This is a genomic window from Bradyrhizobium cenepequi (genome assembly GCF_020329485.1).
Lineage (GTDB): Bacteria > Pseudomonadota > Alphaproteobacteria > Rhizobiales > Xanthobacteraceae > Bradyrhizobium > Bradyrhizobium cenepequi.
In genome coordinates this window covers 196,851-222,041 of sequence record NZ_JAGKJI010000004.1, presented here as the reverse complement: position 1 = coordinate 222,041, position 25,191 = coordinate 196,851, and the positions used below count along the sequence as shown (strand labels likewise).

At 60.4% G+C, this 25,191-nt stretch carries 18 protein-coding genes and 1 pseudogene; 9 read left to right on the top strand and 10 right to left on the bottom strand.

The annotated features are described in order from the left end of the window. Position 1 precedes the first annotated feature (1 nt). From phnL to J6497_RS07965, 5 genes are all read left to right on the top strand, one after another. Complete coding sequence (gene phnL, locus J6497_RS07985) at positions 2 to 700, top strand: phosphonate C-P lyase system protein PhnL (protein WP_225703704.1); 699 nt, start codon at positions 2 to 4, stop codon at positions 698 to 700. Positions 701 to 727: 27 nt separating this feature from the next. Further along, positions 728 to 1,879 (top strand): alpha-D-ribose 1-methylphosphonate 5-triphosphate diphosphatase, encoded by a 1,152-nt coding sequence (locus tag J6497_RS07980; RefSeq protein ID WP_225703703.1) that lies wholly within the window; start codon positions 728 to 730, stop codon positions 1,877 to 1,879. Next, on the top strand, positions 1,876 to 2,472 hold the full coding sequence (gene phnN, locus J6497_RS07975) for a phosphonate metabolism protein/1,5-bisphosphokinase (PRPP-forming) PhnN (RefSeq protein WP_225703702.1): 597 nt from the start codon (positions 1,876 to 1,878) through the stop codon (positions 2,470 to 2,472). The genes J6497_RS07980 and phnN overlap by 4 nt, the downstream gene beginning before the upstream one ends. Before the next feature lie 13 nt (positions 2,473 to 2,485). Next, positions 2,486 to 3,097, top strand: a complete 612-nt coding sequence (locus J6497_RS07970) for a pyridoxamine 5'-phosphate oxidase family protein (RefSeq protein ID WP_225703701.1) — start codon at positions 2,486 to 2,488, stop codon at positions 3,095 to 3,097. Positions 3,098 to 3,368: 271 nt separating this feature from the next. Beyond that, positions 3,369 to 4,505, top strand: a complete 1,137-nt coding sequence (locus J6497_RS07965) for a GGDEF domain-containing protein (protein ID WP_225703700.1) — start codon at positions 3,369 to 3,371, stop codon at positions 4,503 to 4,505. 36 nt (positions 4,506 to 4,541) lie between these two features. Here J6497_RS07965 and J6497_RS07960 read toward each other — a convergent pair whose 3' ends face one another. Both J6497_RS07960 and J6497_RS07955 read right to left on the bottom strand, forming a co-directional pair. Continuing rightward, positions 4,542 to 5,213 (bottom strand): glutathione S-transferase family protein, encoded by a 672-nt coding sequence (locus J6497_RS07960; RefSeq protein ID WP_225703699.1) that lies wholly within the window; start codon positions 5,211 to 5,213, stop codon positions 4,542 to 4,544. Position 5,214: 1 nt separating this feature from the next. After that, positions 5,215 to 5,955, bottom strand: coding sequence for an SDR family NAD(P)-dependent oxidoreductase (locus tag J6497_RS07955; RefSeq protein WP_225703698.1), 741 nt, complete (start codon positions 5,953 to 5,955; stop codon positions 5,215 to 5,217). Positions 5,956 to 6,396: 441 nt separating this feature from the next. Here J6497_RS07955 and J6497_RS07950 point away from each other — a divergent pair, with 441 nt between their 5' ends. Then, the gene (locus tag J6497_RS07950) at positions 6,397 to 7,422 is read left to right on the top strand and encodes an aldo/keto reductase (protein WP_225703697.1); all 1,026 of its coding nucleotides are present in this window, start codon (positions 6,397 to 6,399) and stop codon (positions 7,420 to 7,422) included. Positions 7,423 to 7,480: 58 nt separating this feature from the next. On the opposite strand, the gene J6497_RS07945 is transcribed toward J6497_RS07950, so the two are convergent. Both J6497_RS07945 and J6497_RS07940 read right to left on the bottom strand, forming a co-directional pair. Further along, entirely contained in the window at positions 7,481 to 7,852 is a 372-nt protein-coding gene (locus J6497_RS07945; RefSeq protein WP_446479922.1) for a hypothetical protein, read from the bottom strand. A 4-nt stretch (positions 7,853 to 7,856) separates the two neighbouring features. Next, positions 7,857 to 8,489 carry a hypothetical protein gene (locus tag J6497_RS07940; RefSeq protein WP_225703762.1) on the bottom strand — a complete coding sequence of 211 codons (633 nt, stop codon included), beginning with the start codon at positions 8,487 to 8,489 and terminating at the stop codon, positions 7,857 to 7,859. On the opposite strand from J6497_RS07940, the pseudogene J6497_RS07935 reads away from it, so the two are divergent. Continuing rightward, positions 8,489 to 8,767, top strand: a pseudogene (locus J6497_RS07935) (transposase domain-containing protein); the annotation flags it as partial. The gene J6497_RS07940 and the pseudogene J6497_RS07935 overlap by 1 nt on opposite strands. A gap of 298 nt (positions 8,768 to 9,065) precedes the next feature. Here J6497_RS07935 and J6497_RS41525 read toward each other — a convergent pair. Beyond that, positions 9,066 to 14,630 (bottom strand): DUF4082 domain-containing protein, encoded by a 5,565-nt coding sequence (locus tag J6497_RS41525; RefSeq protein WP_225703695.1) that lies wholly within the window; start codon positions 14,628 to 14,630, stop codon positions 9,066 to 9,068. Between the two features lie 498 nt (positions 14,631 to 15,128). Here J6497_RS41525 and J6497_RS07925 point away from each other — a divergent pair, with 498 nt between their 5' ends. Further along, on the top strand, positions 15,129 to 15,386 hold the full coding sequence (locus tag J6497_RS07925; protein WP_225703694.1) for a hypothetical protein: 258 nt from the start codon (positions 15,129 to 15,131) through the stop codon (positions 15,384 to 15,386). 178 nt (positions 15,387 to 15,564) lie between these two features. Here J6497_RS07925 and J6497_RS07920 read toward each other — a convergent pair whose 3' ends face one another. Both J6497_RS07920 and J6497_RS07915 read right to left on the bottom strand, forming a co-directional pair. After that, entirely contained in the window at positions 15,565 to 16,815 is a 1,251-nt protein-coding gene (locus J6497_RS07920) for a GTP-binding protein (protein ID WP_225703693.1), read from the bottom strand. A 1,012-nt stretch (positions 16,816 to 17,827) separates the two neighbouring features. Next, entirely contained in the window at positions 17,828 to 18,199 is a 372-nt protein-coding gene (locus J6497_RS07915) for an H-NS histone family protein (protein WP_225703758.1), read from the bottom strand. Positions 18,200 to 18,936: 737 nt separating this feature from the next. Between J6497_RS07915 and J6497_RS07910 the strand changes: the two genes are divergently transcribed. After that, positions 18,937 to 19,305 carry an H-NS histone family protein gene (locus tag J6497_RS07910; RefSeq protein WP_225703692.1) on the top strand — a complete coding sequence of 123 codons (369 nt, stop codon included), beginning with the start codon at positions 18,937 to 18,939 and terminating at the stop codon, positions 19,303 to 19,305. 256 nt (positions 19,306 to 19,561) lie between these two features. Here the strand turns inward: J6497_RS07910 and J6497_RS07905 are convergent, their stop codons facing one another. The 3 genes from J6497_RS07905 to J6497_RS07895 all read right to left on the bottom strand — a co-directional run bounded on the left by J6497_RS07905 (position 19,562) and on the right by J6497_RS07895 (position 25,185). Further along, positions 19,562 to 21,040, bottom strand: coding sequence for an undecaprenyl-phosphate glucose phosphotransferase (locus tag J6497_RS07905; RefSeq protein ID WP_225703691.1), 1,479 nt, complete (start codon positions 21,038 to 21,040; stop codon positions 19,562 to 19,564). 389 nt (positions 21,041 to 21,429) lie between these two features. Beyond that, the gene (locus J6497_RS07900) at positions 21,430 to 22,602 is read right to left on the bottom strand and encodes a polysaccharide biosynthesis/export family protein (protein WP_225703690.1); all 1,173 of its coding nucleotides are present in this window, start codon (positions 22,600 to 22,602) and stop codon (positions 21,430 to 21,432) included. 255 nt (positions 22,603 to 22,857) lie between these two features. After that, positions 22,858 to 25,185, bottom strand: coding sequence for a polysaccharide biosynthesis tyrosine autokinase (locus J6497_RS07895; RefSeq protein WP_225703689.1), 2,328 nt, complete (start codon positions 25,183 to 25,185; stop codon positions 22,858 to 22,860). Positions 25,186 to 25,191 lie beyond the last annotated feature (6 nt).

The window sequence follows — 25,191 nt, the reverse complement described above, 5'->3', positions numbered from 1 at the left end:
GATGACTGCGATGATCGAAATCTCCAACGCGGCAAAGACCTTCACCATGCATCTGCAGGGTGGGGTCGAATTGCCTGTGGTTAGCGGCGTCTCGTTCCATGTCGAGCCCGGCGAATGCGTGGTGCTGTCCGGTCCGTCCGGCGCCGGCAAGTCGTCGATCCTGAAGATGATCTTCGGCAACTATCGCTGCGGCACTGGACGGATCGATATCCGCCACCAGGGCAAAGTGATCGATCTCGCCAGCGCCGAACCGCGGCAGGTCCTGAGCGTGCGCCGCGCCACCGTCGGTTATGTCAGCCAGTTCCTGCGCGCGGTGCCGCGGGTGCCGACCATCGACGTCGTGGCCGAGCCGCTGATCGCGGGCGGCACGCCGCGGACCGAGGCGCACGACAAGGCCGGCGCGCTGCTGCGCCGCCTCAACATTCCAGGCCGGCTGTGGCGGCTGCCGCCCTCGACCTTCTCCGGCGGCGAGCAGCAGCGCGTCAACATCGCCCGCGGCTTCGTGTCCGATCTGCCGATCCTGCTGCTGGACGAGCCGACGGCCTCGCTTGATGCGGCCAATCGCGCCGTGGTGGTGGAACTGATTGGAGAGAAGAAACGCCGCGGCGTCGCGATGGTCGCGATCGTGCATGACGATGAAATCCGTCATCTGATTGCAGACCGAATCGTGGATGTCACGTCATTCGCTGCGGCGGCATGAGGGGGTGACATGAGAGGGAAGGGGGAGATGACCGCAAGAGAGACTATCATTGGCAACGCGCGTCTTGTGCTGGCCGACCGCGTCATCGAGCGCGGCTGGGTGGCGCTCGCCAATGGATGTGTCGCCGAATTCGGCGAGGGGAGCGCGCCTGATAGCGGCGAGGACGCCGAGGGCGACCTCATCATGCCCGGCATGATCGAACTGCACACCGATCATCTCGAAGCCCATTACGTGCCGCGCCCGAAGGTGTTCTGGGATCCGGTCGCCTCGGTCATCTCCTATGACGCCCAGCTCGCGACGTCAGGCATCACCACGGTGCTGGATTCGCTTAGGGTCTGGCGCGAGGATGGCGCAGAGGACGTCGATGGCCGCGCCGGTATTCTGGCGGCGGCGATCTCGGCGGCGCGCGAGGGCAATCTGCTGCGTGCGGACCACTTCCTGCACCTGCGCTGCGAAATCCCGATGCCCGATGTGGTGCAGGAGACGAAGGAGTTGATCGATCGGCCCGACGTGCGGCTGATGTCGCTGATGGATCACACGCCCGGCCAGCGCCAGTTCCGTGACGAGGTGAAGCTGCGCGACTACTATCGCGGCAAGGGCGGCGGCATGACCGACGCCCAGCTCGACGAGCTGTTCGCTAGGCGCTTCGCCAACCAGAAGGCCTATGCCGCCACCAATATGCGCGCCATCGTTGCGCTTGCGCATGAATACAACATCCCGCTCGCAAGCCACGACGACACTACCGAAGAGAACGTCGTCGACGCCGTACGCGACCGCGTCTCCGTCGCGGAATTCCCGACCACGATGGAAGCCGCGCGCTGCCTGCATACGGCCGGCATCGACATCCTGATGGGCGCGCCCAACGTCGTGCGCGGCGGTTCGCATTCCGGCAACATCGCTGCGGTCGATCTCGCCCGCGAGGGGCTGCTTGACATCCTGTCGTCTGACTACATCCCTTCGAGCCTGCTGATGGCCGCGCTGCAACTGCCGCAGCATGTGCCGGCGATCGACCTCGCTTCCGCCGTGCGCACGGTGACGAAGACGCCGGCCGAAGCGGTGGGGCTCACCGACCGCGGCGAGATCGCCGTCGGCAAACGTGCCGACCTGATCCGCGTGCATCTCGCGCGCGACCTCCCGGTGGTGCGCAGCGTCTGGCGCGAAGGGGAGCGGGTCGCATGACGGAAGCACAGGCACTTGCAATCGAGACATCTGCTGCGATCGGCCCCGGCCGCCTGGTGCTGGTGGTCGGTCCGAGCGGCGCCGGCAAGGATACGCTGCTCGGGCTCGCCAAAGTGGCCTGTGGCGAGGACGGGAATGTCGTCTTTGCGCGCCGCGTGATCACGCGCGCCTCCTCGGCCTCCGAGGACAATGAGGAGGTCAGCGCGGACGCGTTCAGGGAAGCGGTGGCGCGCGGCGACTATGCCATGCATTGGGAAGCGCATGGTCATTGCTATGCCCTGCCGCGCGCGATCGATCACGATCTCCGCGCCGGCCGCACCGTGATCGCCAACGTCTCGCGCACGGTGATATCGATGGCCCGCCGCGCCTATGCCAATGTCATCGTCGTCCAGATCACCGCGCCGCCGAACGTCCTGGCCGAACGGCTGGCGATGCGCGGACGGGTGAGCGACGGCCGGATCGAGCACCGGCTCAGCCGCACCGTCGATGAGACCACGACAACGCCGGACTTCACCATCGTGAACGTCGGGATTGCCGACTATCACGCGCGCCAGCTCGCGCGGATCATCAGGGGCAGCCGCTGGGACGAGTAAACAAGGGAAGCCGATGACACGTATCGCGACGATCGAGCAATTGGAGGCGATCTACGGCTTCCCCAACGACGCCTCTACCGTCAAGGTCGCTGACCGTGTCACGCCACCTTATCGCATCCTGATCGAGACGTCGCCGTTCGCGGCGCTCGCCACCATCGGTCCCGAAGGCATCGATTGCTCGCCGCGCGGCGACCTGCTTGGCTTCGTCCGCATCCATGACGAGAACACGCTGCTGATGCCGGATCGTCGCGGCAACAACCGCGTCGATTCGCTCCGCAACATCGTCCGCGACCCGCGCGTCGCGCTGCTGTTCCTGATCCCCGGGTCCGGTACCACGCTGCGCGTCAACGGCCGCGCTCATCTCTCGATCGATGCGGACTTGCTTGCTTCCTTCAAGATGGAAGGCAAGACGCCACGCTCCGTCATCGTTATGACTGTCGAGGAGATCTACTTCCAGTGCGCGAGAGCCATCGTCCGCGCCGATCTCTGGAATCCCGACAGGCGCGTCGATCCCAGGACACTGCCGACGCCCGGCCAGATCCTCGCCAGCATGAGCGAAAACAAGGTCGGCGGTGAAGCCTATGACCGCGAATGGCCGGAGCGCGCCCGCCAGACGATGTGGTGACTGGCGACCCGCAACGACTTATCGTCATTCCGGGGCGACGCGAAGCATCGAGCCCGGAAGCCATGTCTCCACTTGCACATGCGGCCCGATGGATTCCGGGCCCGCGCCTTGCGGCGCGTCCCGGAATGACGGCGGTATGCTTGTTCCAGAGCGGAACTCCTGCTGCGGCTACGTTGGCCTTGATGCTCCTTTAAGCCTGTCATGAAAACTGGCAACGACTGGACTGATCCACATCACCGTTTCTTAGTGACTCGGCAGCATGGTGCCGGCCATGAGACCGACCGATCTGTCCGGCGCCGTGCAGCCAGCCATCCGCCGCGAACTGATCAAGCTGCTTTACACGTCCCTGCCTCAGGTCATCGCGATCACCGTGACCTCCGGCAGCGGCGCGATCGCGCTTGCACTGGACAGCGGGGATATCGGCTATGCCCTGATCTCCTGTCTCATTTTGATCACCGCTGCGGGCCGGCTGTACAGCCTGCGCCGCTATAGGTTGAGTTTCGCGAATTTCTCTGATCAGGACGTGTTGCGCTGGGAGCGCATCTACGGCATCGGCGCGGTAGCGTTCTCGGTCGGGCTCGGCCTGCTTTCGTTCCGCGCGCTCCGGCTCGGCGATGCCGCCGGCGCGTGGATGAGCTTCGGGTTGTCGATGTCGTTCTGCGTCGGCATGGTCTCGCGTGCGGCGGTGCGTCCGTGGATCGTGCTGTCGGCGTCGGCCGTGCTGTTCGCGCCGACCATCGTGGCGGGCCTGCTCCGGCCGGAACTCGCCTACAAGCTCGGCGCCTGCATGCTCTTTCTGTTCTGGGTTATGCTGCGCGAAGCCTCCCGTCATCTCAGCACGGCCTTCATCGAGCGGCTGGAAGCCCAGCAGGCGCTCGCGCGTCAGGCCCATCATGATTTCCTGACCGGATTGCCGAATCGTGCCGCGTTCCTTTCGGCGCTGGAGAACGCGGCGGGGCGCGTCGCCATCATCGCTATCGATCTTGATGGGTTCAAATCGGTGAATGATCGGCTTGGTCATCACGCCGGAGATTCGCTGCTGCGCCAGGTCGCCGAACGATTGACCCACTGCATCGGGCCGCAAGGTGCCGTTGCCCGTTTCGGCGGCGATGAGTTCATGCTGTTGCGCCCGGTGGACAGCGGACCGGCTGGCAAAGATGCGGCGGTGGCACTCACCAAGCGGGTGGTCGAGGCACTGTCGCTGCCTTTCTTCGTCTCGCAACAACCGGTGCGGATCGGCGCCAGCGCGGGCATCCTGGTGACCGAACTTACCGCTGATGCGGCCGTCGGTACCGCGTCGCTGCTGGAACAGGTCGACCGCGCGCTCTATGCCGCCAAACGCGCCGGTGGCGGACGCTGGCGGTGGTCGGGTGACGAGCCCACCGTGCTGGAGTCAAGCTGCGCTTGAATTCCGACCTCTTCAAGCAGGGGTAAGGTGACGTCGTCACGTCTTCGGCGGCGGCGTGGTTGGAGCCAGCGGCCTGTTGGCAGCCTGGCCGAGCTGATACGCTTCCCGCTGGTGCATGCGCTCGAGATAGGGATGGGCGTTGTCGCAGATGCCGACACCGTAGGCGATCGCCCAATCGAGGCAGGTGGTGAGCAGAATATCGGCGCTGGTGAATTGATCGCCCATCAGATATTGGCGGCCGTCGGCGAGCGCGACCTCCACATGGCGCGATTGCTGGCGGAAATATTCTGCCGCCTGCGTCACGACCTCGGGTGCGACCCCGTAGATGCGCCCGAGCGCGTCGGCCCTGTGCCGGCGCATGACATAAAGGCTCGTCGAATCGAGCTCGGCAACGATGAAGAAGCACCATTCTAGCCAGACGGCGTAATCGCGTTGGCTCTCCGGAATCAACGCACGATCTGGCATCGAATAGGTCCGCGACAGGTAGGCAACGATCGCTGCGCTCTCGCCGATACAGAAATCGCCATCCTGTAGCAGCGGAATCTTCTGCCGTGGATTAAGCGCGGTATATTCCTTGGTTTTGGTCTCGCCGGTGCGGGGGCCGATCGGTTTCGTTGCGTAGGAGAGGCCAAGCTCGTACATGGCCCAGTGCGGCCTTATCGTCCGGCTCGTGCCCACGCCCCAGAGGGTCAGGTCCGGCGCGGCCATCTCACCATCTCTCCACCGAGGGACGCAGATCGAGCTCGTGCGTCCAGCCATCCCGCGTCTGTTGGTGCGCGAACCAATAGGCTTCCGCGATCGACGCGGTCTTGGTCAGGCTGTCGGGTGGAACCGCGTTGGCCTCGATGCCGCGGGCCTTCATCCGCTCATGTATGGCCCGACTGTCGACGCCGGCATCGATGATCAGGTGCACGACATGGACGTTCTTCGGACCGAGCTCGCGCGCCATCGCTTGCGCGACCGCGCGCAGTGCGAATTTCGCAGATGAGAACGCGGCAAAGCCGTTGCCACCGCGGATGCTCGCGGTCGCGCCGGTAAAGAAGATGGTGCCATGGCCGCGCGGCACCATGTAGCGCGCCGCCTCGCGACCGACCAGAAACCCGGCGTAGCAGGCGAGCTCCCAAGCCTTGAAGAACAGCTTTTCGGTGGTCTCGAGCAGCGGCTTGTTGACGTTCGAGCCCGCATTGAAGAGGCAGATCTCGATCGGGCCGACCTCCCTCTCGACACGCGCGAACAGATCCTGGACTTCCGCCTCCTGCCTGGCGTCAACGCTGAGCGCGTGAACCTCATGGCCTGCAGCCTTCAGCTCGTCGACCAGGTGCTGCGATTTGGCGGCATCGCGGCGGCAGATGCAGACGGTGTAGCCGCCTTTTGCAAAACGCCGCGCCACGGCGGCCCCGATGGCATCGCCCGCACCGACCAATATCGCGACCGCGCGGCGTTCTATCATGCTGATCTCCCATATAGTTCTTATTTAGTACTTAACTACTAAAGAGCGCGGAGGAGGATGTAAATGGACTTATTTGCTTCGTGCGGGCGATGATATCGCCAAATTCATATCATTCGGCTGTGAGCCACTCGCTCGCTCTTGAAGAATTGAAATCGAAGAGTTCGAAAAAGGAATGTATCCCGTTCTTGCGGGCTCCCCCTGCGAAGACGGTGAGCGATGGACTCGCGGAAGCTCCCTCGCACCCGAAATTCAAGCTGCGCTGGCCGCTTGTGACGTGGATGGGCGCGGCGCTCTGACACAGAGTGTCAAGTCACTTCGACTTCACTTCGTCGTTCCATAGCCGTGATTGCGGCTGTGCCAGATTTGGTTAGGATCGTAACATGGTGGCGCTTGGATAGACCGCACAAGGTACGAAGCCAGATCAACGCTGGGAGAATACAGATGGAATGCCGACGCCTGGGAAAGACAGGGCTTAGCGTGCCCGCGCTCAGCTTCGGGACCGGCACCTTCGGCGGCGTCGGTCGCTTGGCCGCATGGGGCAATACCGATGCTATCGAAGCGCGGCGGCTGGTCGATATTTGCTTCGATGCCGGCGTATCGATGTTCGACACCGCCGACGTCTACTCCATGGGCGAATCTGAACGCGTGCTCGGCCAGGCAATCAAGGGCCGACGCGACAAGTTGCTGATCTCGACCAAGGCCAGCTTCCGCTTCGGCGATGGACCGAACGATATCGGTTCGTCGCGTCAACACCTGCTTGCGGCCGTCGACGGCTCGCTCGGCCGGCTAGGGACCGATTATATCGACCTGTTCCAGTTGCACGGCTTCGATGCATTCACGCCGCCAGAAGAGGTACTCGCAACACTGGATACGCTCGTGCGTGCCGGCAAGATCCGCTATGTCGGGGTTTCGAATTTCTCCGGCTGGCACCTGATGAAGGCGCTTTCGGTTGCCGACAAATACGGCTTCCCGCGCTATGTCGCCAACCAGACCTATTATTCGTTGATCGGGCGCGATTATGAGTGGGAGTTGATGCCGCTCTGCCTCGACCAGGGTCTGGGCGCGGTGGTGTGGTCGCCGCTCGGCTGGGGCCGGCTCACCGGCAAGATCCGGCGCAACCAGCCGCGGCCGGAGGTCAGCCGGCTGCCGCAGACGTCTTCGTTCGGACCGCCAGTGCCGGATGAACATGTCTATCGCGTGGTGGATGCGATCGACGAGATCGCCAAGGAAACCGGCAAGAGCGTATCGCAGATTGCGCTGAACTGGCTGTTGCAGCGACCGACGGTGGCCACGCTGATCGTCGGCGCACGCAACGAAACGCAGCTGCGCGAGAACCTCGGCGCGATCGGATGGTCGTTGACCGGGGAGCAGGTTGCCAAGCTCGATGAAGCCAGCAAGGTGACGTTGCCTTATCCCTATTGGCATCAGCGCTCGACCTTTATCGACCGCAATCCGCCGGCTGTGTAGAGCACGATGAGACCAGGTGATGCTGGCATTGGCGCCGCTAAGGCCAAGAATGCCTCAGCTAGGCCGAGGATAGTTTCGGCATCGAGATCGACGCAGCACTCATCTCGCTCAAAAGCCCTTTGGCCGCGCGAAGGTCGGCCGTGTCGAAACCCTCGGTGAACCGACCGTAGGTTTCGGCAAGCGTGGCGTGCGCTTCGGCCGGATCTCCCTGACCGATCTTCAGACGGGCAAGGCTCGTCGTCGTGCGGAGTTGTAGTGAGAGCGCGGAATGGCTCCTCGCCAGGGCAAGCGAGCTCCGCAAGTTCTCTTCCGCGGCGGCCGCATCTCCGGCCTGCGCCAGGAGTGTGCCCCTGGTGCGCAGCAATTCCGGCAGATCCAACGAACCGCCGTTTGCATTGGCGATGGCGATCGTATCGTCGAGCGCGGTCACGGCTTCATCCAGTCGGCCGCTCGCTCCAAGGCCGTCGGCCAAGGCCAGATACAACCCGCCGGTATAGAGTTCGTAATGATCCGCCCTCAGCTTCGCCAGCGACGCCTGTAACAATTTCGACGCCAGGCTCGATCTCGCCGCGGTTGATCAATACGGCGCCCTTCATGCCGTGGCCCACGGCGACATGCGGCGCGAGCGAGTATTTGCTCGCGTAGGCGATCAATCGATCGGCCCGTTCTTCGACTGTGTCCCAGTCACCGATCCATCCGAATACGTTTGCGCCCCAGATCGTCACGATGCAAACCGGCACCGGGCTCTGAACACTGGCCGCTTCCTCGTCCGCCTTCCTGGCGGCCTCAACCGCTTGATCCGGAAAGCCGAGCAGCCAGAGCACGCGGCCACGACCGATCCGGGGCACGCGGCCGGCGTTGAAGGCGCTGGTGTCCGTGATGTGGGACGGGCGCGGCTGCCACGTTTCCAGGTGGGAGAGAGCCTCGGGCTGGTTGCCCACGAGACGATGAGAGGTGCTGAGCAATCGATGCGCGGCCGACAGTCCGACGGGATCGGCGATCTCTTCCGCAACGGTCCAGGCGCGCTCGGCGAGCGCGAGCGTGTCCCGGAATTTTCCGGCCCGCAATCGACGGCCGCATCGAACCCGACAACAATATCGTCGAACGTTCCATTCGCCCGATCGCGCTCAATCGAAAGGATGCGTCGTTCGCAGGTTCTGACGGGGGAGCCGAGCATTGGGCGACCATCGCCTCGCTGATCGAAACCTGTAAACTCAACGACGTCGATCCGCTCGGCTATCTGACAGATGTCCTCAACAGGATCGCCAACGGTCATCTCAACCGCAATATCGATCAGCTGTTACCTTGGGCCTACGGAAAGCAAGACCTCAAGGCCGTGGCTTAAGAACACCGCTCACGAGCCAGCTCAGCCGTCCGCCGACGATCGGCCGTGCATCAACGGCGGGCTCGGCTGGCTTGAGGTTAAGTGCAACCGCTGCAAGACGCGGGTGAGCCTGCCGCGGGAGGTGGTGAGAATGCCGTTTCCTTTCGATAAACGGAGCGGATCATGAAGAAGACGAAACGGAAATCGATGCGGTGCCGAAGGCAAAGATCGCTCGGACGCGCTGCGAGAACGATCAAGGGTGGCAACCCGGATTTGATCCGAGTTGCCGGAGCCAGCCCCGAAGCCGGCAAATCAGCCGTTACGCCGCGAGTTGCGGACGGAACAGCACGTCGACGCCGTAACTTGTCGAGTTGTAGGTGTTAGTCGGGAAAAGGCTGCCTGATCCATACGCATACATGCCATTACCTCCGCTCGAGGCTGACGATGGAGCCGTCAGCGGCCCGTTGCTAACCGCCGAGCTGAACAGGTTGGGATCGGCAGAGTAGTTTCCTGAGGTGTGATAAGACGCGATATACGTCGTACCTGGAGTGATCGTGACCGGCGTGGCGAAGTTGACTTGCTGCCAGCCGCTGGCCGTCTCGTTGGTGAAGGTGGCGGTGGCAAGCAGGGTGCCGGTGCTGCTCCAGAGATTCGCGGTATGGGTGCCGGTGTTCGATGGGCCCTTGTAGAAGCGCAGCCCGGTGATGTCGCCGGTGGTGGACGCTTGGAATTTGAGCCCAAGCTCTACCGAGTTCGGATCGTTGACCGATACCATGCTCGGCGTGGGATTAGAGCTGAACAGGCTTACGATAGTGGCAGATGCGGCGTTGACGGTCAGCGAGGCCGATGCGCTCGCCGTTCCACCCCGGCCGTCGGAGACGGCATAAGTGAACGACGCCGGTCCCGCATAGCCCGAGTTGGGTGTGAAAGTGACGGTATTGGTCTGAGCGTTGAAGCTTGCGGCACCGTTGACGCCGTTGCTTGCGCCCGTGATCGTCAGGTTATCGCCGTCTGGATCGGTGTCGTTGGCGAGCAGCGCGGACGCTGAGATCGTGAGCGAGGAGTTTTGAGTGACGCTGAAGCCGGAGTCGTTCGCTGCGACCGGTGCTTGGTTGGCGCCGCCGGCCGCAGGGCTGAAGAGCACGTCCACCCAGTAGTTCGTGGCATTGTAGGTGCTGGTCGGGAACAGATTGCCGGTGCCGTAGGTGTAAACGCCGTTGTTCCCGGCAGATGCTGTGAGCGGGCCATTGACGCGCGCAGTGGTGAAGTAGTTTGCGGTGGACGTGTAGTGGCCGTTGCTCTGGAAGCTCGCCACGTAGGTCGTGCCGGCGGTGATCGAAACTGGATTGCTGAAGATGACGGTTTGCCAGCCGCTGCTGGTTTCATTCGTGAACGTAGCGGTCGCCAGCAGCGTGCCCGTGCTGCTCCACAACGAGCCGGTATGAGTACCGGTGTCGCCCGCGCCCTTGTAGTATTTGATGCCGTTGATGGTGCCGGCCGCAGAAGACGTGAACCGTACCCCGAGATTGATCGGGACTGTGTCGGGATCCGAGAGAAGCGCAGGCGTGTTTGAACTTGAGAACAAGCTGAGCGTCGTTGTGGTCACTGACAAGTTCGCGGTTGCCGTCGCGGTGCCACCGCGCCCGTCGGAGATGGCGTAGCTGAACGACGCAGGGCCGATGTAGCCGGTAGTTGGCGTGAAGGTGATGACATTGGTCTGGGCGTTGAAGCTGACGGTGCCGTTGACGGCGCCGCTCACGCCCGTGATTGCCAGCGGGTCGCCGTTCGGATCGGTGTCGTTGGCAAGCAGGGCCGATGCAGCGATGGTCACAGCGGTGTTCTGCGTGGTGCTGTAGCCGCTATCGTTGTTGGCAACCGGCGGCTGGTTGGCTGCCGCGTTCACCGTCAAAGTCGCCGTTGCACTCGCGGTGCCGCCGCGCCCATCAGAGATGGCATAGTTGAACGACGCGGCGCCGGTATACCCGGCGGTCGGCGTGAAGGTGACGACGTTGGTCTGGGCGTTGAAGCTGACGGCGCCGTTGACGGCGCCGCTCACCCCCGTGATTGTCAGCGGGTCGCCATTCGGATCGGTGTCGTTGGCAAGCAGGGCCGATGCGGCAATGGTCACCGCGGTGTTCTGCGTGGTGGTGTAGCCGCCGTCGTTGTTGGCAACCGGCGGCTGGTTGGCTGCCGCGTTCACCGTCAGAGTCGCCGTTGCACTCGCGGTGCCGCCGCGACCATCAGAGATGGCATAGTTGAACGACGCGGCGCCGGTATACCCGGCGGTCGGCGTGAAGGTGACGACGTTGGTCTGGGCGTTGAAGCTGACGGTGCCGTTGACGGCGCCGCTCACCCCCGTGATTGTCAGCGGGTCGCCATTCGGATCGGTGTCGTTGGCAAGCAGAGCCGATGCGGCAATGGTCACCGCGGTGTTCTGCGTGGTGGTGTAGCCGCTGTCGTTGTTGGCAACCGGCGGCTGATTGCTGCCGCCGCCGGACGGCGCAAACACGACATCAACCCAATAGTTGGCAGCGTTATAGGAACTGGTCGGGAAGATTCCGGAGGTGCTGGTTCCACCGTAGGAATACACGCCATTGCCGCCAGAGGCAGTGCTGGAAGGCGCGGTTAACGGCCCGTTTGTCACGGCCGTGGTGAAGTAGTTGTTGGTCGCCACATAGGCGCCGGTGGTGTGATAGGACGCGATGTAGGTGGTGTTGGCGGCAATCGAAACCCCGGATGGCAGCGTGACGGTCTGCCAACCGCTGGCCGACGTATTGGAGAAGGTGACCGTGGCAAGGCGAGTGCCTGTCGCCGTCCAGAGATCGAGTGTGTTGACACCGGTGTCGCCGGGGCTGCGATAGAATTTGAGAGCCGTGATCTGGCCGGCGACCGAGGATGTGAACTTCATCCCGACTTCGAGCTGGGATCCGTCATTCAGGTTGGTCTGCGCCGGTATATCAGACCCGCTGAACAGGCTGACGGGAGCGGTTCCCGGCGGTGCCACGGTGAAGCTGACCGTGGCCGACGCCGTACCGCCGCGGCCATCGGAGATCGTGTAGGTGAAGCTCGCCGGACCGGTGTAGCCGGCATTGGGCGTAAACGTGATGGTGTTGTTTTGTGGATTGGGCTGGGTATTAAGGACGACGGTGCCGTTCGTCGCTCCGCTCACCGCGGTGACGCTAATTGCATCCCCATCGGGATCACTGTCGTTCCCGGTCAGGGTCGACGCTGCGATCGTGATGGCCAAATCGCGTGTCGCGGTCGGCCCGACGTCATTGGCGGCCACCGGCGCTCCATTGACGGTGGATGGATTGAACATGACGTCAACCCAGTAATTCTCCCCCGAAAACGTGTTTGTCGGGAACGCGCGGTTACTGCTGTAGGTGTAGACGCCATTGCCATTAGCGGAAGCGGTCAGGGGACCGCTCGTCACATCGCTCGTGAAGTAGTCAGAGCTGACGGAGTAATGACCGACGTTCGTGTGATAGGAGGCGACATAAGTGGCGCCCGGCGTCAGCGAGACTGGGTTAGAGAATGTCACGCTCTGCCAGCCGGTTGCGGTTTCGTTTGTGAACGTTGCGGTTGCGAGCAAGGTTCCGGTGCTCGACCAAAGTGAGCCGGTATGGGTACCCGTATCCTGGCTGCTCTTGTAGAAGCGGATCCCGCTTACCGTGCCGGATATCGACGTTTGAAACCTCACACCCAGCTCGACAGCGCTTGCATCCGTGGTGTTGACGATATCGGCGCTTGCCGAGCCCGGGAATAGCGTGAGGTAAGACGGCGCGGTGACAGTCACCGTGCGACCTGCCGAAGGCATTTCCAGATTGATGCTGTCATCCACCGCGCGAGACTTGATGGTGTAGGTCCCGGCAACCTGCGGCGACCAGGTATAGGTCCACGTCTCATCACCGGTTGCATTAAACCAAGTCGCTCCGCCGTCCGTTGACACCTCGACACCGGCGATCACGCCGCCACCAAAATCCGCTGCGGTGCCGGAAATCGTGACCACACTTTGTGCACTGAAACTTGCCAGTGCGTTGATCGTGGAGGTTGGACGGGTAGTGTCCGTTGAGGCGGTTGCTGCGACCATCCCCGACTGGAGCGTTCCTGGCTGAATGCCCATATCGGCCAACAGGTTGATCATCGCCTGTTGCACGCGTGGGTCGCTGGGAGTTGGTTGCAGGTCGTGATTGTCGCTCAGGCCCCACGGCCAGTAGACCGTTCCGGCGCCGAAGACCAATGCGCCGCTCGCTGCGCGATAGAGAGTCAGATTATGTGTTGAGATGCCACTTCCGACTGTGTTGCCGTAATCAAGCAGATAAGTATTGACCGGGAGCGTTGTCGAGGAGAGCCGAACCAGGCCGGCGGGATCGAATCCGTTGTCGGGCGCTTCGTCCCACTCATAGCCGAGATAATTCTTCGTCAGCGTCGCGGTCTGCGCCGGCTGAAGATTGGCAACGCTGGTGTTGCGCCAGAAGCGCAGGTTGGCGTCGTCGTAGGGAATTGTGATGGCCTGCAGGGCGTCGGCTTGGGTGACGCCGACATCATCGACCTGGAACATCTGTCCGATCAAGGCATTTTCCGGAATCCCTCCGCCGGTCGCCGGTGGGCTGAAGCGCGGATCACGAAACGTTCCGGTCCACTGGTCGCTCGGATCGATCGACGAATTTGCCCAGGTTTCTTTATAGGAGATCAACGTGCGGTAGGCCGTGGCGTCGCTGCTTATGCTGTTGCCCCAGCGCGTGCGCCAATACATCTCGTTGCCGCTCCAGAACGCCAGATTCACGCCGGCGTCCCGGGCTGCCTCGACATTGGCGCGTTGCTGCCCTGACCAATACTCATCGTGCCCGGCGTCGAGGTAGAGCTTGTGGTTGAGAAGCAGACTGCCGTAACGGTCTGTATCGACGCCCGCCATGTAGGAGACGTCATAACCGTTCTGCTCCAGCCAATAGATCGCCGCGTATTCGGCGCCGAACAAATAGTCCTGCGGACCAGAAGCGGTTCCGATGCCGCCGCGGGTGGCAATAGGCCGATTGTAGCTTACCGCGTAGGCGCGTCCCGCACCTTGACCTGTGGCAGGACCGTTGCCGCCATAGAAGTTTGCGCCGCCCCACCCGTTATACGCTTGCCACGTTGTGTCAGAGGTCTGAAAGACCACATCACTCGTGCTGCTGTCGTCTCTCACGATGAACGGGATATGATTCTCGCCGAAAGTTCCATCCTCCCGCACAAGCTTTGCGATATAGACACCGGACACCGCGTCCCCCGGAACGTTCCAGGATGCGGAAACGGACCAGTTGCCGGCATCGACCAAGCCGGTGGCCGCGTCGCGCAGCGGCGCAGGCTGGTTTTGCACGCCCGTGTGCTGAATAGTGGTGACAAGTCGAGCACCCATGCCGCCATAGTAACCGAGGCGATAGATCTCGATCCGGTAGTCCGATGAATCCGTATTGATCTTGAAGTCAACTCTGTTGCCGATGTTGACGCTGATGTCAGTAGCAAAACCTTCGATATTCGAACTGCCAGCGCCGTCGATATCCCAAACGCTTTGTGGGGTTCCCTGCTTCTGATTCTCAAGAACAATCGGGTTTGTAGATGTCGCGGCGGCCGCGAGAAGATTTGGCGATGCCGTTGTGGCGACCTGCCGCGCGGGAGAGGAGGTTTGCGCGGTGGTCACCGAGCCGGACAGCGTTCCGATTATGCCATTCGACGTCCCCGTACCCGTCTCTGCGCCGCCCGGCAGCACGTTCGAACCTGTAATCGACCCTCCGCCTGGCAGCCAACCTGTAAGCGGCGCAACGTTCTGCAATGACATGTCGACACTGATGGAGGCTCCCATGCCCCCGGCTTGGCCGGCCAACACGAGATCTGTCGCCCCGGACACTCGGCTATCGTGCAACTGGCCGCTCAATTGCACCGGCGCCCCATTGGCTGCTCTCTGATCGAGCAATCGTGTTGGAGCAATGAAGTAGCCGCAACCACAAATCTGCGCGACTGCTGGAGGTGTGGAAGATCCAATGATGTCCGGGGTCAAGGCCGCCGAGGGGACCTGACCAAGGATGACGACGGGATTTGACGTCGCTGGTTCGGCTGCTGCAGAGGCAGGCGTTCGGACTTCTGCTGTCAACCCAGCAAGTCCGGCGTCCCGGGTTTCAGTGGATACCAACGCCGCGGCACGTGAGGCACTCAGGCCCGGACTTTCCAACAAATTCCGTGCGTCGAACGGCGATAGCAACCCGTTCTCAGCGTCTGAATCGGACGGCCGGACTTTTCCTCGCAGGAGAGTGCGTCGCCAAGTCTCCAATCCGAGAGCAATACGGCCCAAACCAGAATCTTCGTATAGGGACCTCATGATGTCCTCGCGAGAATGAGGGGAATACGCATGACAGATACAGATTCTGAGATCTGCGGCGTTGACGACAGAGTGGATGCCGAAGCGACGGCTTCAAACTTTGCGGACATGCCGACCGTGGATCGCTGCACAGTCGTGCTGCCGGGGGCCGTGAACCTGAACCAGGACGCGTGCTGGTTCGACAAGCCACACGGTTCGATTTGCCGTCTGGCTGCGCCTGCACTGTTATTCATGATGGTTGCTACGACCACGGCATCGCTGGACAAACGTTTAATTGCATCGAATTAAACCGCGATATTAATTCAGATTAAATATTTTAATATTAATTTTGTCTCCATGTCGAGCACAAGTTTTGGTGAGCGGCCCGAAGTCCGCTCTTGCATCAAACTAAACGGTGGATAGCCATGGGTTGAATCCGGTGGAGCTTCTGTTGCCCGGCGCCTCGCGCGCCGGCAGGCGTCGAGCTCTAGCGAAGGAGCGCGCCGGTATCGTTCGTGTGATCAGGATAATGCCAAGGTGGAAACGGGTCGCTGAGATTGCGCCAGCTCTGCGGATCGAACCCATACTCCGATTGGGTAAGGCAGCCGTCCAGCGAGGCCCGGATGTACACTTCGTCCATGTCTGAACCGATGAACACGAGTTCCTGGCGACGGTCGCCCCAAATACCGTCCCATCGACTGTTGAGATGTTCTCGAAACTGAGGATGGCTTGGCCACCTCGGCTTTGGGACTGTCGCCCACCAATAGCCCATGGGCTCGCACCGACGTTGCATTCCAGCAACGGAGAGGAGACCCACCCAGTCCGGACGGGTGGCAAGCCAGAAATGTCCCTTGGCGCGAATCACACCCGGCCATGGCTTATTGAGAAAAGACAAGAGTCTGACGGGATCGAAGGGACGTCTTTCCCGGTAAACGAAACTGAATATGCCGTACTCCTCGGTCTCTGGCACATGGGAATCGGGGCTGTATAACTCCTTATGCCAGAGCGGATGTGTCGCTGCCTTTGCTTCATTGAAAAGACCTGTGTTGAGAATCGCCTTGAGGGGAACTTCGCCGAAGTCGGTCTCGACTTGGCGCGCCTGGGGATTGAGCGCGGCAACAACCTTGCGAATTTCCGCGCGCGTCGCCTCTGTCGCTTCTGATACCTTGTTGATCACCACGACATCGGCAAATTCGATCTGCTCAACCAAAAGATCGACGAGCGTCCGCTGGTCGTACGTATCGCGTAACTCGCCGTGGTCGCGCAGCAGATCGCGACTGCTGTAGTTGGCGAGCAGGCTCAAGGCGTCCACAACGGTAACCATTGTGTCGAGTCTCGCAAGATCGGAAAGAGATGCACCAGCTTCGTCCCGAAAGGAGAAAGTGGCCGCAATGGGAAGAGGTTCGGAAATCCCTGTTCCTTCGATGAGAAGGTAATCAAAGCGCCGTTCTTTAGCCAATCGCCTGACCTCCAGCAGGAGGTCGTCACGCAACGTGCAGCATATGCAACCATTGCTGAGCTCGACCAGTGTCTCGGTCGTATGTGACAGGTTAGCGCCACCGTTGCTGACCAGACTCGCATCTATGTTCAGCTGACTCATGTCATTAACGATGACCGCAACGCGTAGGCCCTCGCGATTCCTCAGCACGTGGTTAAGCAGTGCCGTCTTCCCCGCACCGAGAAATCCACTGAGGACGGTGACTGGCAGCCGACTGGCCTCGCTCGCACTCTCTTTCATAAGCTTTTCTAGCCGATGAACTGCGGCCCCGTTGATGCTTCATGCTGGTCCCGCCGCCACTATCTTGGGTGTCGGTGCAGAACATTAAATATTTAATTTCGTGTCTAATATTCAGTTTTATTTTTGTCAATTAAATCAGGTGCGGCCAGAACCCGAAGGGATTCCGGAATCTCAAAAGAGAGCGCACGACCTGCTTCTTTGCCCTCAGCGGTACCTCTGAGCACCTGAATTCTCGCTACATCCTGCGCTGCGCAGTAAGCAGGACCGCGATTGATGCAGGAGGCGGATTGGTTGCGGTCGTCGAAGTGTCGACGGATGGCGGAGCGACCTGGCACACGCGAGCGGATATCAAGACTGGACCTACACGTGGACGCCGCTTGCCGGCGGCGCATATACGGTCAAATCGCGCGCCGTCGATGAAAACACGTAGTGCGAGGAAAATCATTGGGCCGAAATTCACTCGCATATGCGGGAAGGTCTAATCTAGCTTAAGAAAGGATCGGAAATTGCACATCTCAGCTGATCTCGGTTGCGTCGCATTCTAGGTCGATTTAAGCTATCCTTGCCTGGACGGAGGCGAGCGAGGTTCGCTTTGCCCGCTTGTCCGATCTTCGGAACGGAAAGGATGCGACAAATACTTGCGCGTAAAATTGTCGCGGGATGGATGAACCGTTGTCCTTCGTTGCCGACTAACGAAAGTAGTTATTGCCTGCCACTGGTCATTTATTTGGATAATCGGGAGTCAATAATGAGGAACATTTATCAGTCGGGTGATTGCGTCCTTTGGGATTCCCTTAACGCGATCAAGCAGGCGCAAATTCAGCTTCACCTTTTGAACGGTGAGGGGGCCAACCCAACTGTCATTGCCTCCCGAATTCAACTCTGCGACGTCCTTCTGGGCGAGATTTCAGGCATTCGCACCAGTCTTGCCAGGCACCTCGAGTACACGCGCGGAGCCGTGCAAACCGGTCCCGTTCAGTTGCACAGCTAAGTATTTCGGCGAATGACGCGCTCAGGTGTGCTGAGCGCTGTTGTCGTCCGTCGTCTTCTCGCTGTCCTCGATCCTGAACTCCTCCAGCTTGCGGCCGGACTGCAGCGCCGCGACGAGCCATCGGGGTTGCTTGCCGCGACCGGACCACGTTTCCGTCGGTTCCATTGGGTTGCAGTATTTTGGCGGCACCCTTGGATATCTGCGACGCGGCCGTTCGCTGCTAGGCTCGGAGCCTGTGCCATCTTGAATCGGCTCGGGCGGATTGAGCTGAGCCAGGCGTTTCTCCAGCTCGAGCTTCTCCGCTGTGATTCTCTCCGACAAAATCTTCGTAATCTCTTCGTGGAGAAGCCAGAGCTCGTCGAAGGTCATAGCCTCAAAATCTAATTTTCGCATCGTGCTCTCGCGACCAATTTGAGCCCGGGCGGGGGCAATCTCTGAACAAAAACACACTCTCTGCTCAGTCAATAAACGTGCTGAGCGCTGACGTGAATGGAAGACATTATATGTGACGTAAATATTATATCCAATGATTTATTTAATGCTTGATAAATCGTTTTTTATTGGCAAGCTACGCTGGAATTTTCGGCCGCGCTGCGGGTTTAAATAGATAAATAATTGTGCGGAAACGTGGTTTAAGTTGGTGTTGTAAGGGTTTGAGAAATGGACCGTATTGAGCTCCCCCTCTGCCATCTTCATGAGATCGTCAGTCACTTCATCGCCCCTTCCGCTGCGCTGCGGGATATTCGAGCCTTGCGGGCTCAGATCGAGCTTCGACGTCTTGCCTTGAGGGATATTGAAGTAATTCGCTGCCGGTTACGGCCGCCCGCGAGCAGGGGCGGCGAGCGCCTGGTCTCGAGCCTGCGCAAGAGGAGTAGCAGGCGATTGCGCCAGAGGTCGGCATTCCGCGCCAGAGGCCTGCTCGAATCCTGCGCCGCACTTTAAAGTCAGTAACATATCTTATTGCGGGTTATTCTGGATTGTTGCAGCTTCTAGAATAGGCTGTACGCACATAAATGTGTACAAGGCGGATTTATCCAGAACTTGTCTTGGAACCTTTTGGCATTCCCCTTGATTAATAATGAACGAGGCAATATGACAGCCGATTATTAAGGTGGAACCGCGGGACGACCATGTCGGCGAAAGAAATCGAACTAAAGTCCATGTCTCTAGATGATCTCTGGTCGCTTCATGAGGAGATCAGCGCGATATTGTCGGCTCGAATCGAAGCAGAGAAGCGCGAACTCGAGAAGCGGTTGGCGGTTCTTAGCCGGGGCGTGGCGGCCACGCGCGAGCCGGACGATGCACGCGCACTCCCAGCCGGGAAGCCGCGGCGGAAATATCCGAGGGTGCTGCCGAAATACCGCAATCCTAAGACCTCTGAGACCTGGTCGGGACGTGGCAAGCTACCGCGATGGCTCGTCGCCGCGATGAAGTCAGGCAAGAAGATCGAAGAGTTCCGGATCAGCAACAGCGGCTCCAAGGTCCGGCAGCGCGCCTGATCCTGGAGAGCGTTCCTGGAAAGCGAATCCTCGATCATCAGGATGACGCAAACAGTGGCCCGGCAGGACATGCAGGACATGTCATTCGGGCTTGAACGATCTTGCATTCATTCGGGCGACCCCCGCCGGGAGCGGCTTCGATCCGGCGCACCTAGAGCCGTTCTCCAGCGAGATAGACACCGGGTCGCGTAAAGAAAACGCGTCAAGGCAAGGGGTTGGAGCGTCGGCCTGATTCAAGCAAGAACCGCAATGCGCTCTAGAAAGCGTTGCGCGCTCGCAATACCTCCATTGGGGTCCGAAGGAGAATTGCGAGGTCCAATCGTAGACTCCAATTGTCGATGTACCACAGGTCGTATTCGACGCGTTGCTCGATCAGGTCCGTTGTGGGCGTCGGACCGCGGCAGCCATGGATTTGTGCCCAACCGGTGAGCCCAGGCTTGACCCGCCGCCGGAAGGCGTAGTGCTGGACCGCCTTGTCGAATTGACTGTCGTGCGCCATCGCATGCGGTCGTGGACCGATCAGAGACATGCTCCCTTCCAGCACATTTAGAAGCTGGGGCAGCTCATCTATGCTCGTCCTGCGCAGCCATTTGCCAATCCGGGTCACGCGGCTGTCGGCGGCCACGGCTTGGGTCACCGAAGGCCCATTCTCCAGCACCCGCATCGTGCGAAACTTGTAGATCGCAAAGCTCCGGCCGTTGAAGCCGCAGCGTTGCTGCCTGAAGAGAATGGGGCCCGGCGAGTCCAGCTTGATCATGACGGCAACTGCGGCCAGCAGCGGCGCCAATGTGATCAGGCAGATTCCAGCGCCGATCAGGTCAATGCATCGCTTGGCAGCCCGTTCAATTGGGGTGAGAGGCCCGCGTTGGACTTCAACACCTATGGCGCTTCCAAGATCGCGTGTCGGTTGTGCGAGCATCTCCGACGCAGCTCCGACCGGAACGAAGACGACCGGAAACGGCAAGACCCTCAGCTCGGCAACGAACTCGCGCAATTCGCGCCACCGGTTCGGATCCGCCTCCACAATGATTTCTTCGAGGTCGAAGCCGCGTGCGTGCTGGACGACAAGAGCGCTAAGGCGCTTGCGGTGACTTGAACTGGCACCCGGCCGAGGCAGGCTGAAATGTCCGGTCAACCGAAATCCCAGTGACGTGAGCGCCTGCGCCAGTCCCGTGTCACGCGACTGCGCCTGGTCCGTGATCAGTACCACATTGCCACCGGAAAATTTTCGGTCGTTGAGGCCTTTCAGGAGCAGGGCTCTCGTGATGACCCGGTTTCCGATCAGCATCGCCAGGCCGGCAACAGCAAAGGCCGCGCCGGCGCCGCGGGAGAGTTCGGCACTAATGTTCAGGGCGCCAACGGCTCCGCTGAGCAGAACGAACACGGACATCCAGGAGAGGCAAACGGCGTGAGTTTGACGGCGAAGCGCGAGAAGCTCAGGCGGCCGGTACATGCCTTGCATCTTCAGCAACGAAACATAGAGTGCCGAGACGACGATCGCGGAACCTACCGCCTTACTGATATCGGCCGCGGTGTCGCCAGCGTAGAGCCGGTAAAGCAGTGTAGAAAGCATGCTGGCGATCAGGATGATCGCGATATCGCTGCAGGTCGCGAGCAACTCGATGGAACGATAGCGAATCGGCCATTTTCGTTCTGACTTCAGCGGTGGACTGAAGTTACGAGCGGCAAACTCGCCGTGGACGTCCGCTGCAATATTGCGGGTTATGAAATTCATGGCTGGCTGAAATGATCACACGTGGCCTGACTTAACCATTTTTTAATGTATAATAAAATATTAAATAGGGCAACGATAAATTGGCGAAATTAAATGAATTAAATGTGTGATCGTTCCTCGAGCGCACTCTGATCGCGTCCGCCTTAGGGCGGTGGGGGCCAAGCGATCCAACTTCTCGATGTGAGCGCGGCGCCGCGGCGCATCCAGGCTCGCGCGCGCTTCCGGCTCACCGATTCCAATCGTCGAGAATTAGATCGCAGATCCGCACGCAATCAGTTGGAAGCAGGCTTTCTTTGCTCGGCATCGCTGGCCCAGAGCCTCCTGATCACGTATGATCTCCCTTGGAGATCATGCCGTGCCTGCAGCGTCGCCGGCGTAAGCCCGTCGTATCACTGAGCGATCGCTGGTGTAGTAACTGTGACCGATGGTGAAGTAATTGGCGTCGGTGTCGTGATCACCGTGCTTGGTTGGCCCGCGGTGGCGGCCTTGAGAGCGTAGCCGTTGGTCGCGTAGATGATCGGGTCGTTTGCCGTGGCCATGATCGTTCGCAGGAAATTCAGGAACTTGGTGGTCTCGACGATAGGGGAGTTGGACGTGTAGATGACGTCCTTGTTCCGCATTTCGAAAGTTTGAGCGAGGAAATAACCCGAAGGATCGCGGAAATTGATCAGATAAATGATGGGAATGATCGGGCCCTTAAAGGGTCTGCAATCGACGCCCATTTGCTGGGCCACTTCGCGCGTCTCACCGCGATACAGGAAGACGGACGACGGATCGGCCAATCCGTCGTTCATGCCACCCTGCTTGCCTACTGCCTCGGCCAGCGAGATGCGCCACGCATCGAACTTGAATTGCCCCTGAAGGCCGGAGGCGCCGAACGCGACGAAGGTCTGCGGCTGGCTGTAGAGATAGATGACGTCGTTCGGCAACACATAGATGTTGTTGGAAGGCTCGTACATCAATGCGCCAAACGGGACGCTTGCGCGGTGCCCCTTGCGCTCGAGCGACACCCACATGTCATAGCCTTGCGTGACAGGTCCGCCGGCGCGGGCGATGGCATCGATGATGCGCTCGGCGGACGGGCTCGCGCGAAAGCGGCCTGCCGTACGTACGTCGCCAAGCACGCTGACAAGGGACGTGTTCTGCTCGGCCACGGCCACGACGACTTGCGGTTCAAGGGCTCGGCCCTTGAGCTTGTCGGTGATGTCATCTCGGATCTCCGAGGGGGTGCGGCCCAACGCCCGGATCGTGCCGGCGTACGGAACGGCGATATAGCCCCTCTCGTCCACCGCTTGGTTTGGAACGGTGACGAAGTTGCCGGCGCGGACGCCGGCCTCCGACGTAAACAGCCCGCCGGCTGCAGACTCGAAGATGGTGATACTGACCGTGTCGCCTATGCCGAAGCGGAACGACTTCGCCGGCGCCCTGTCGGCAAAGGCCGAGGACAGCCTTGGTGTATAGCGGCCGAGAACCTCGACAACCTCAGGCGTCAGCTTGACCAGGGCGTAGGGGAGGGCGGCGGGCTCAAGTCCTTCCGACGCCGTTCGGACATCGGTCGCCAACGGGCCGGACCCGGGCGTCATGATGCACCCGGCGCAACATAGCGCCAGGAGACCAGCAGCGATCCTCCCGCATGTTTGCAGCGCAATAATGGTGAATATCCCCAAGTCGACCTGGTAGAGTATAGGTAAAGTACATTAATGAATGATTCAGGCTAGGGAATCATTGCGTCAACCTGAACGCAACCGGCGCTTGTTGCCGATATGCAACATAGTTTGGCGGGGGGCGCCACTCGTAGGCAGAGGGGTCGAATCCGTTCAGTTGGAGCCGGTCAGCCCATAACGGATGTAGTGATCATCCCGATAGTAGTCGCTGCGGTGCGTGTCGTAGCGAGTCATCATCTTGATGTCGGTCTTGTTGAGAACCGCTCCGATCAGGCACTCGTGGATATTGGGGGCGGTGTGCAACGCGTGCTTGACCACCTCAACTTTCGTCTGTCCCCATTCCACCACCAGCACGTAGCAGTCGATGAAGCTGGTCGTCGAACGGACATCGACCAGGGGGGTCAGCGGTGGAAGATCGACGATGACATAATCATACGTCGATCGCAGCTGCTCGAAGAGCTTACGCATCGAATCCGCTGCCAGCATCTCGCTGGTGTGCAGAACCGGTGTCAGGCTGATGGCGGGGAGGAATGCCAGATTTGTTTTTGGATCCCGCCAGATTACCTCGTCGATCTGCCTCCCGTGGTTGATGATGTCTACGATGCCCGTGGTCGCGTTTGTGGCGAGGCTGGCGGAAAGCGACGGGTTTCGGAGGTCGCAATCGACGACGATGACGCTCTTGCCACAATGAGCCATAAGCTGGGCGAGCGAGGCTGCGATCGTCGTCTTGCCCTCGTTCGGCAGGGCCGAGGTGATGCCAATCACCTGATTGGAGGCTTTGCTGGGATTGAGGTCTATGGCGAGTTTGATTGTGCGGATTGACTCGGCGTACCGAGATAATGGCTTGCCGACGATGGTCCTGTGAAATGTCGAACCTGCGGAGATCTTTCGTTGCCGCATGTCGGGGCCGGAGTTCCATGACGCTGTGCTTGAGGTCAACGGCTTCTCCGCCCGCAGCGCCGGCACCAGCGACAGACAAGGCAATCCGAGCACCGACTCGATCTGCGCGGACGTACGGAATACGCGATCCATCACTTCCCTGAACAGGCTAAGCCCCAGGCCCAGCCCAAGTCCACCGAATAGACTTAGCGCCATGACCAAAGCGCCTTTCGGTTTGCTCTTGCTCTGCGGTGGCATGGCCGGATACATCACCCGGGCCTGCGCAATGGGAAAACTTTCCTGCTGAGTTGTGCCGACAAAACGTTGCAGGAATGTATCGTGCAGGCTGCGCAAGCTTTTTGCCTTGCTCTCCAACTCGCGGATCGTAATCTCAGCCATGTTGGTCGATCGCGACTGCTCTACCGCCTCGGATAGTTGCTTCTCAATCTCCTGCTGTCGCTGCTTGGCCACCTCGAGTTCACTTCGACTCGTCTCTGCATACCTCTTGACTTCATCGAGGATCGAGCCTCGGACCTCACGCATACGATTGCGCAAATTGACAACCGCGGAGTGGTCGCGGCCAAAACGCGGTCCCCATTCGGCGACGCGTCGTTCGAGTTCAAGATATTGTTGGCGAAGACTGTTGATAATGGGGCTGCTGAGTGCATCGGCGCCCGCGGTGTCCAGATTGCCGATCGATGATGAGTTCGCCGGATTGGCGTCCAGGATGGCCTCGTAGCGGTTCAATTTGGCCAACGCCTCGGACGCTTGCGCGCGAGCAGCGACCAACCGGCTGTTGAGCTCAGAGACCTGCTGCTCGTCGATCGGCCTTCCTCCCGTGGAAACGAGATTGTTCTTGGACTTGTAGGCACTGACCGCGCGTTCTGCCGCGAGCGCCTGCCCTCCGAGCTCCCGAAGCCTTTCCTGCATCCAGTCCCTTGTTCGGCGGTTTGTCTCCAGCCTCGCTTTCTCCTGGTCGGCAAGATAGGCACTCGCGATTGCGTTGGCGATCTCGGCCGCCCGTATTGGGTTGCTTGAACTAAAGCCGATGTCGATGAGGTTGCTAAGGTTGATCCGGCTGACGGTAACGCGATTCTGAAACGCAGTGATGATGCCGTCCTGCGGCGCGATTCGCGAAGGCTGTGGCGGATCGTTCGATTGAGACGACCCAAATACACTACGAACGCGCTGCCACATGGAGGACAGCGACGTCGGCGATTGACTAAAATCGGGGTCATCGGCGAGATTAAACTGGTTGATGATCTGGACCGCCATCCCTCTCGATTTGAGGATCTCCACCTGAGTTTCGAAGAGATTGCGATCTAAGGCCGGCTCGGCCAAGGCTGATTGCTGCTGGATGAATTGCGCCGTGGCGTTTTCTAGGAGCACCTGGACCTGGGCTGTATAGGTCGGTGGCGTGATCCGCAGGTAGATCAAACCGGAGGTTGTTCCGAGTGCTGCCGCTAGAGCAACTACCACGCAATGACGTCGCAGGAATGCTAAGGCGGTATCAATGAGTTCACCGATACCGCCGCCCTCTCCTTCAGGATCTTGGGCTAGGCCGCGGATTCTATCAGTTTGCAGCATATTGCTCTGGAGCATTCGGTT

Excerpts from the sequence above, each read along its gene's own strand:
- phnN (WP_225703702.1), top strand. The coding sequence starts at position 1,876 with ATGACGGAAGCACAGGCACTTGCAATCGAGACATCTGCTGCGATCGGC.
- J6497_RS07920 (WP_225703693.1), bottom strand. The coding sequence starts at position 16,815 with ATGAAAGAGAGTGCGAGCGAGGCCAGTCGGCTGCCAGTCACCGTCCTC.
- J6497_RS07915 (WP_225703758.1), bottom strand. The coding sequence starts at position 18,199 with ATGCGAAAATTAGATTTTGAGGCTATGACCTTCGACGAGCTCTGGCTT.
- J6497_RS07895 (WP_225703689.1), bottom strand. The coding sequence starts at position 25,185 with ATGCTCCAGAGCAATATGCTGCAAACTGATAGAATCCGCGGCCTAGCC.
- J6497_RS07970 (WP_225703701.1), top strand. The coding sequence starts at position 2,486 with ATGACACGTATCGCGACGATCGAGCAATTGGAGGCGATCTACGGCTTC.
- J6497_RS07960 (WP_225703699.1), bottom strand. The coding sequence starts at position 5,213 with ATGGCCGCGCCGGACCTGACCCTCTGGGGCGTGGGCACGAGCCGGACG.
- phnL (WP_225703704.1), top strand. The coding sequence starts at position 2 with ATGACTGCGATGATCGAAATCTCCAACGCGGCAAAGACCTTCACCATG.
- J6497_RS07965 (WP_225703700.1), top strand. The coding sequence starts at position 3,369 with ATGAGACCGACCGATCTGTCCGGCGCCGTGCAGCCAGCCATCCGCCGC.
- J6497_RS07980 (WP_225703703.1), top strand. The coding sequence starts at position 728 with ATGACCGCAAGAGAGACTATCATTGGCAACGCGCGTCTTGTGCTGGCC.
- J6497_RS07950 (WP_225703697.1), top strand. The coding sequence starts at position 6,397 with ATGGAATGCCGACGCCTGGGAAAGACAGGGCTTAGCGTGCCCGCGCTC.
- J6497_RS07905 (WP_225703691.1), bottom strand. The coding sequence starts at position 21,040 with ATGAATTTCATAACCCGCAATATTGCAGCGGACGTCCACGGCGAGTTT.
- J6497_RS07925 (WP_225703694.1), top strand. The coding sequence starts at position 15,129 with ATGACAGATACAGATTCTGAGATCTGCGGCGTTGACGACAGAGTGGAT.
- J6497_RS07910 (WP_225703692.1), top strand. The coding sequence starts at position 18,937 with ATGTCGGCGAAAGAAATCGAACTAAAGTCCATGTCTCTAGATGATCTC.
- J6497_RS07955 (WP_225703698.1), bottom strand. The coding sequence starts at position 5,955 with ATGATAGAACGCCGCGCGGTCGCGATATTGGTCGGTGCGGGCGATGCC.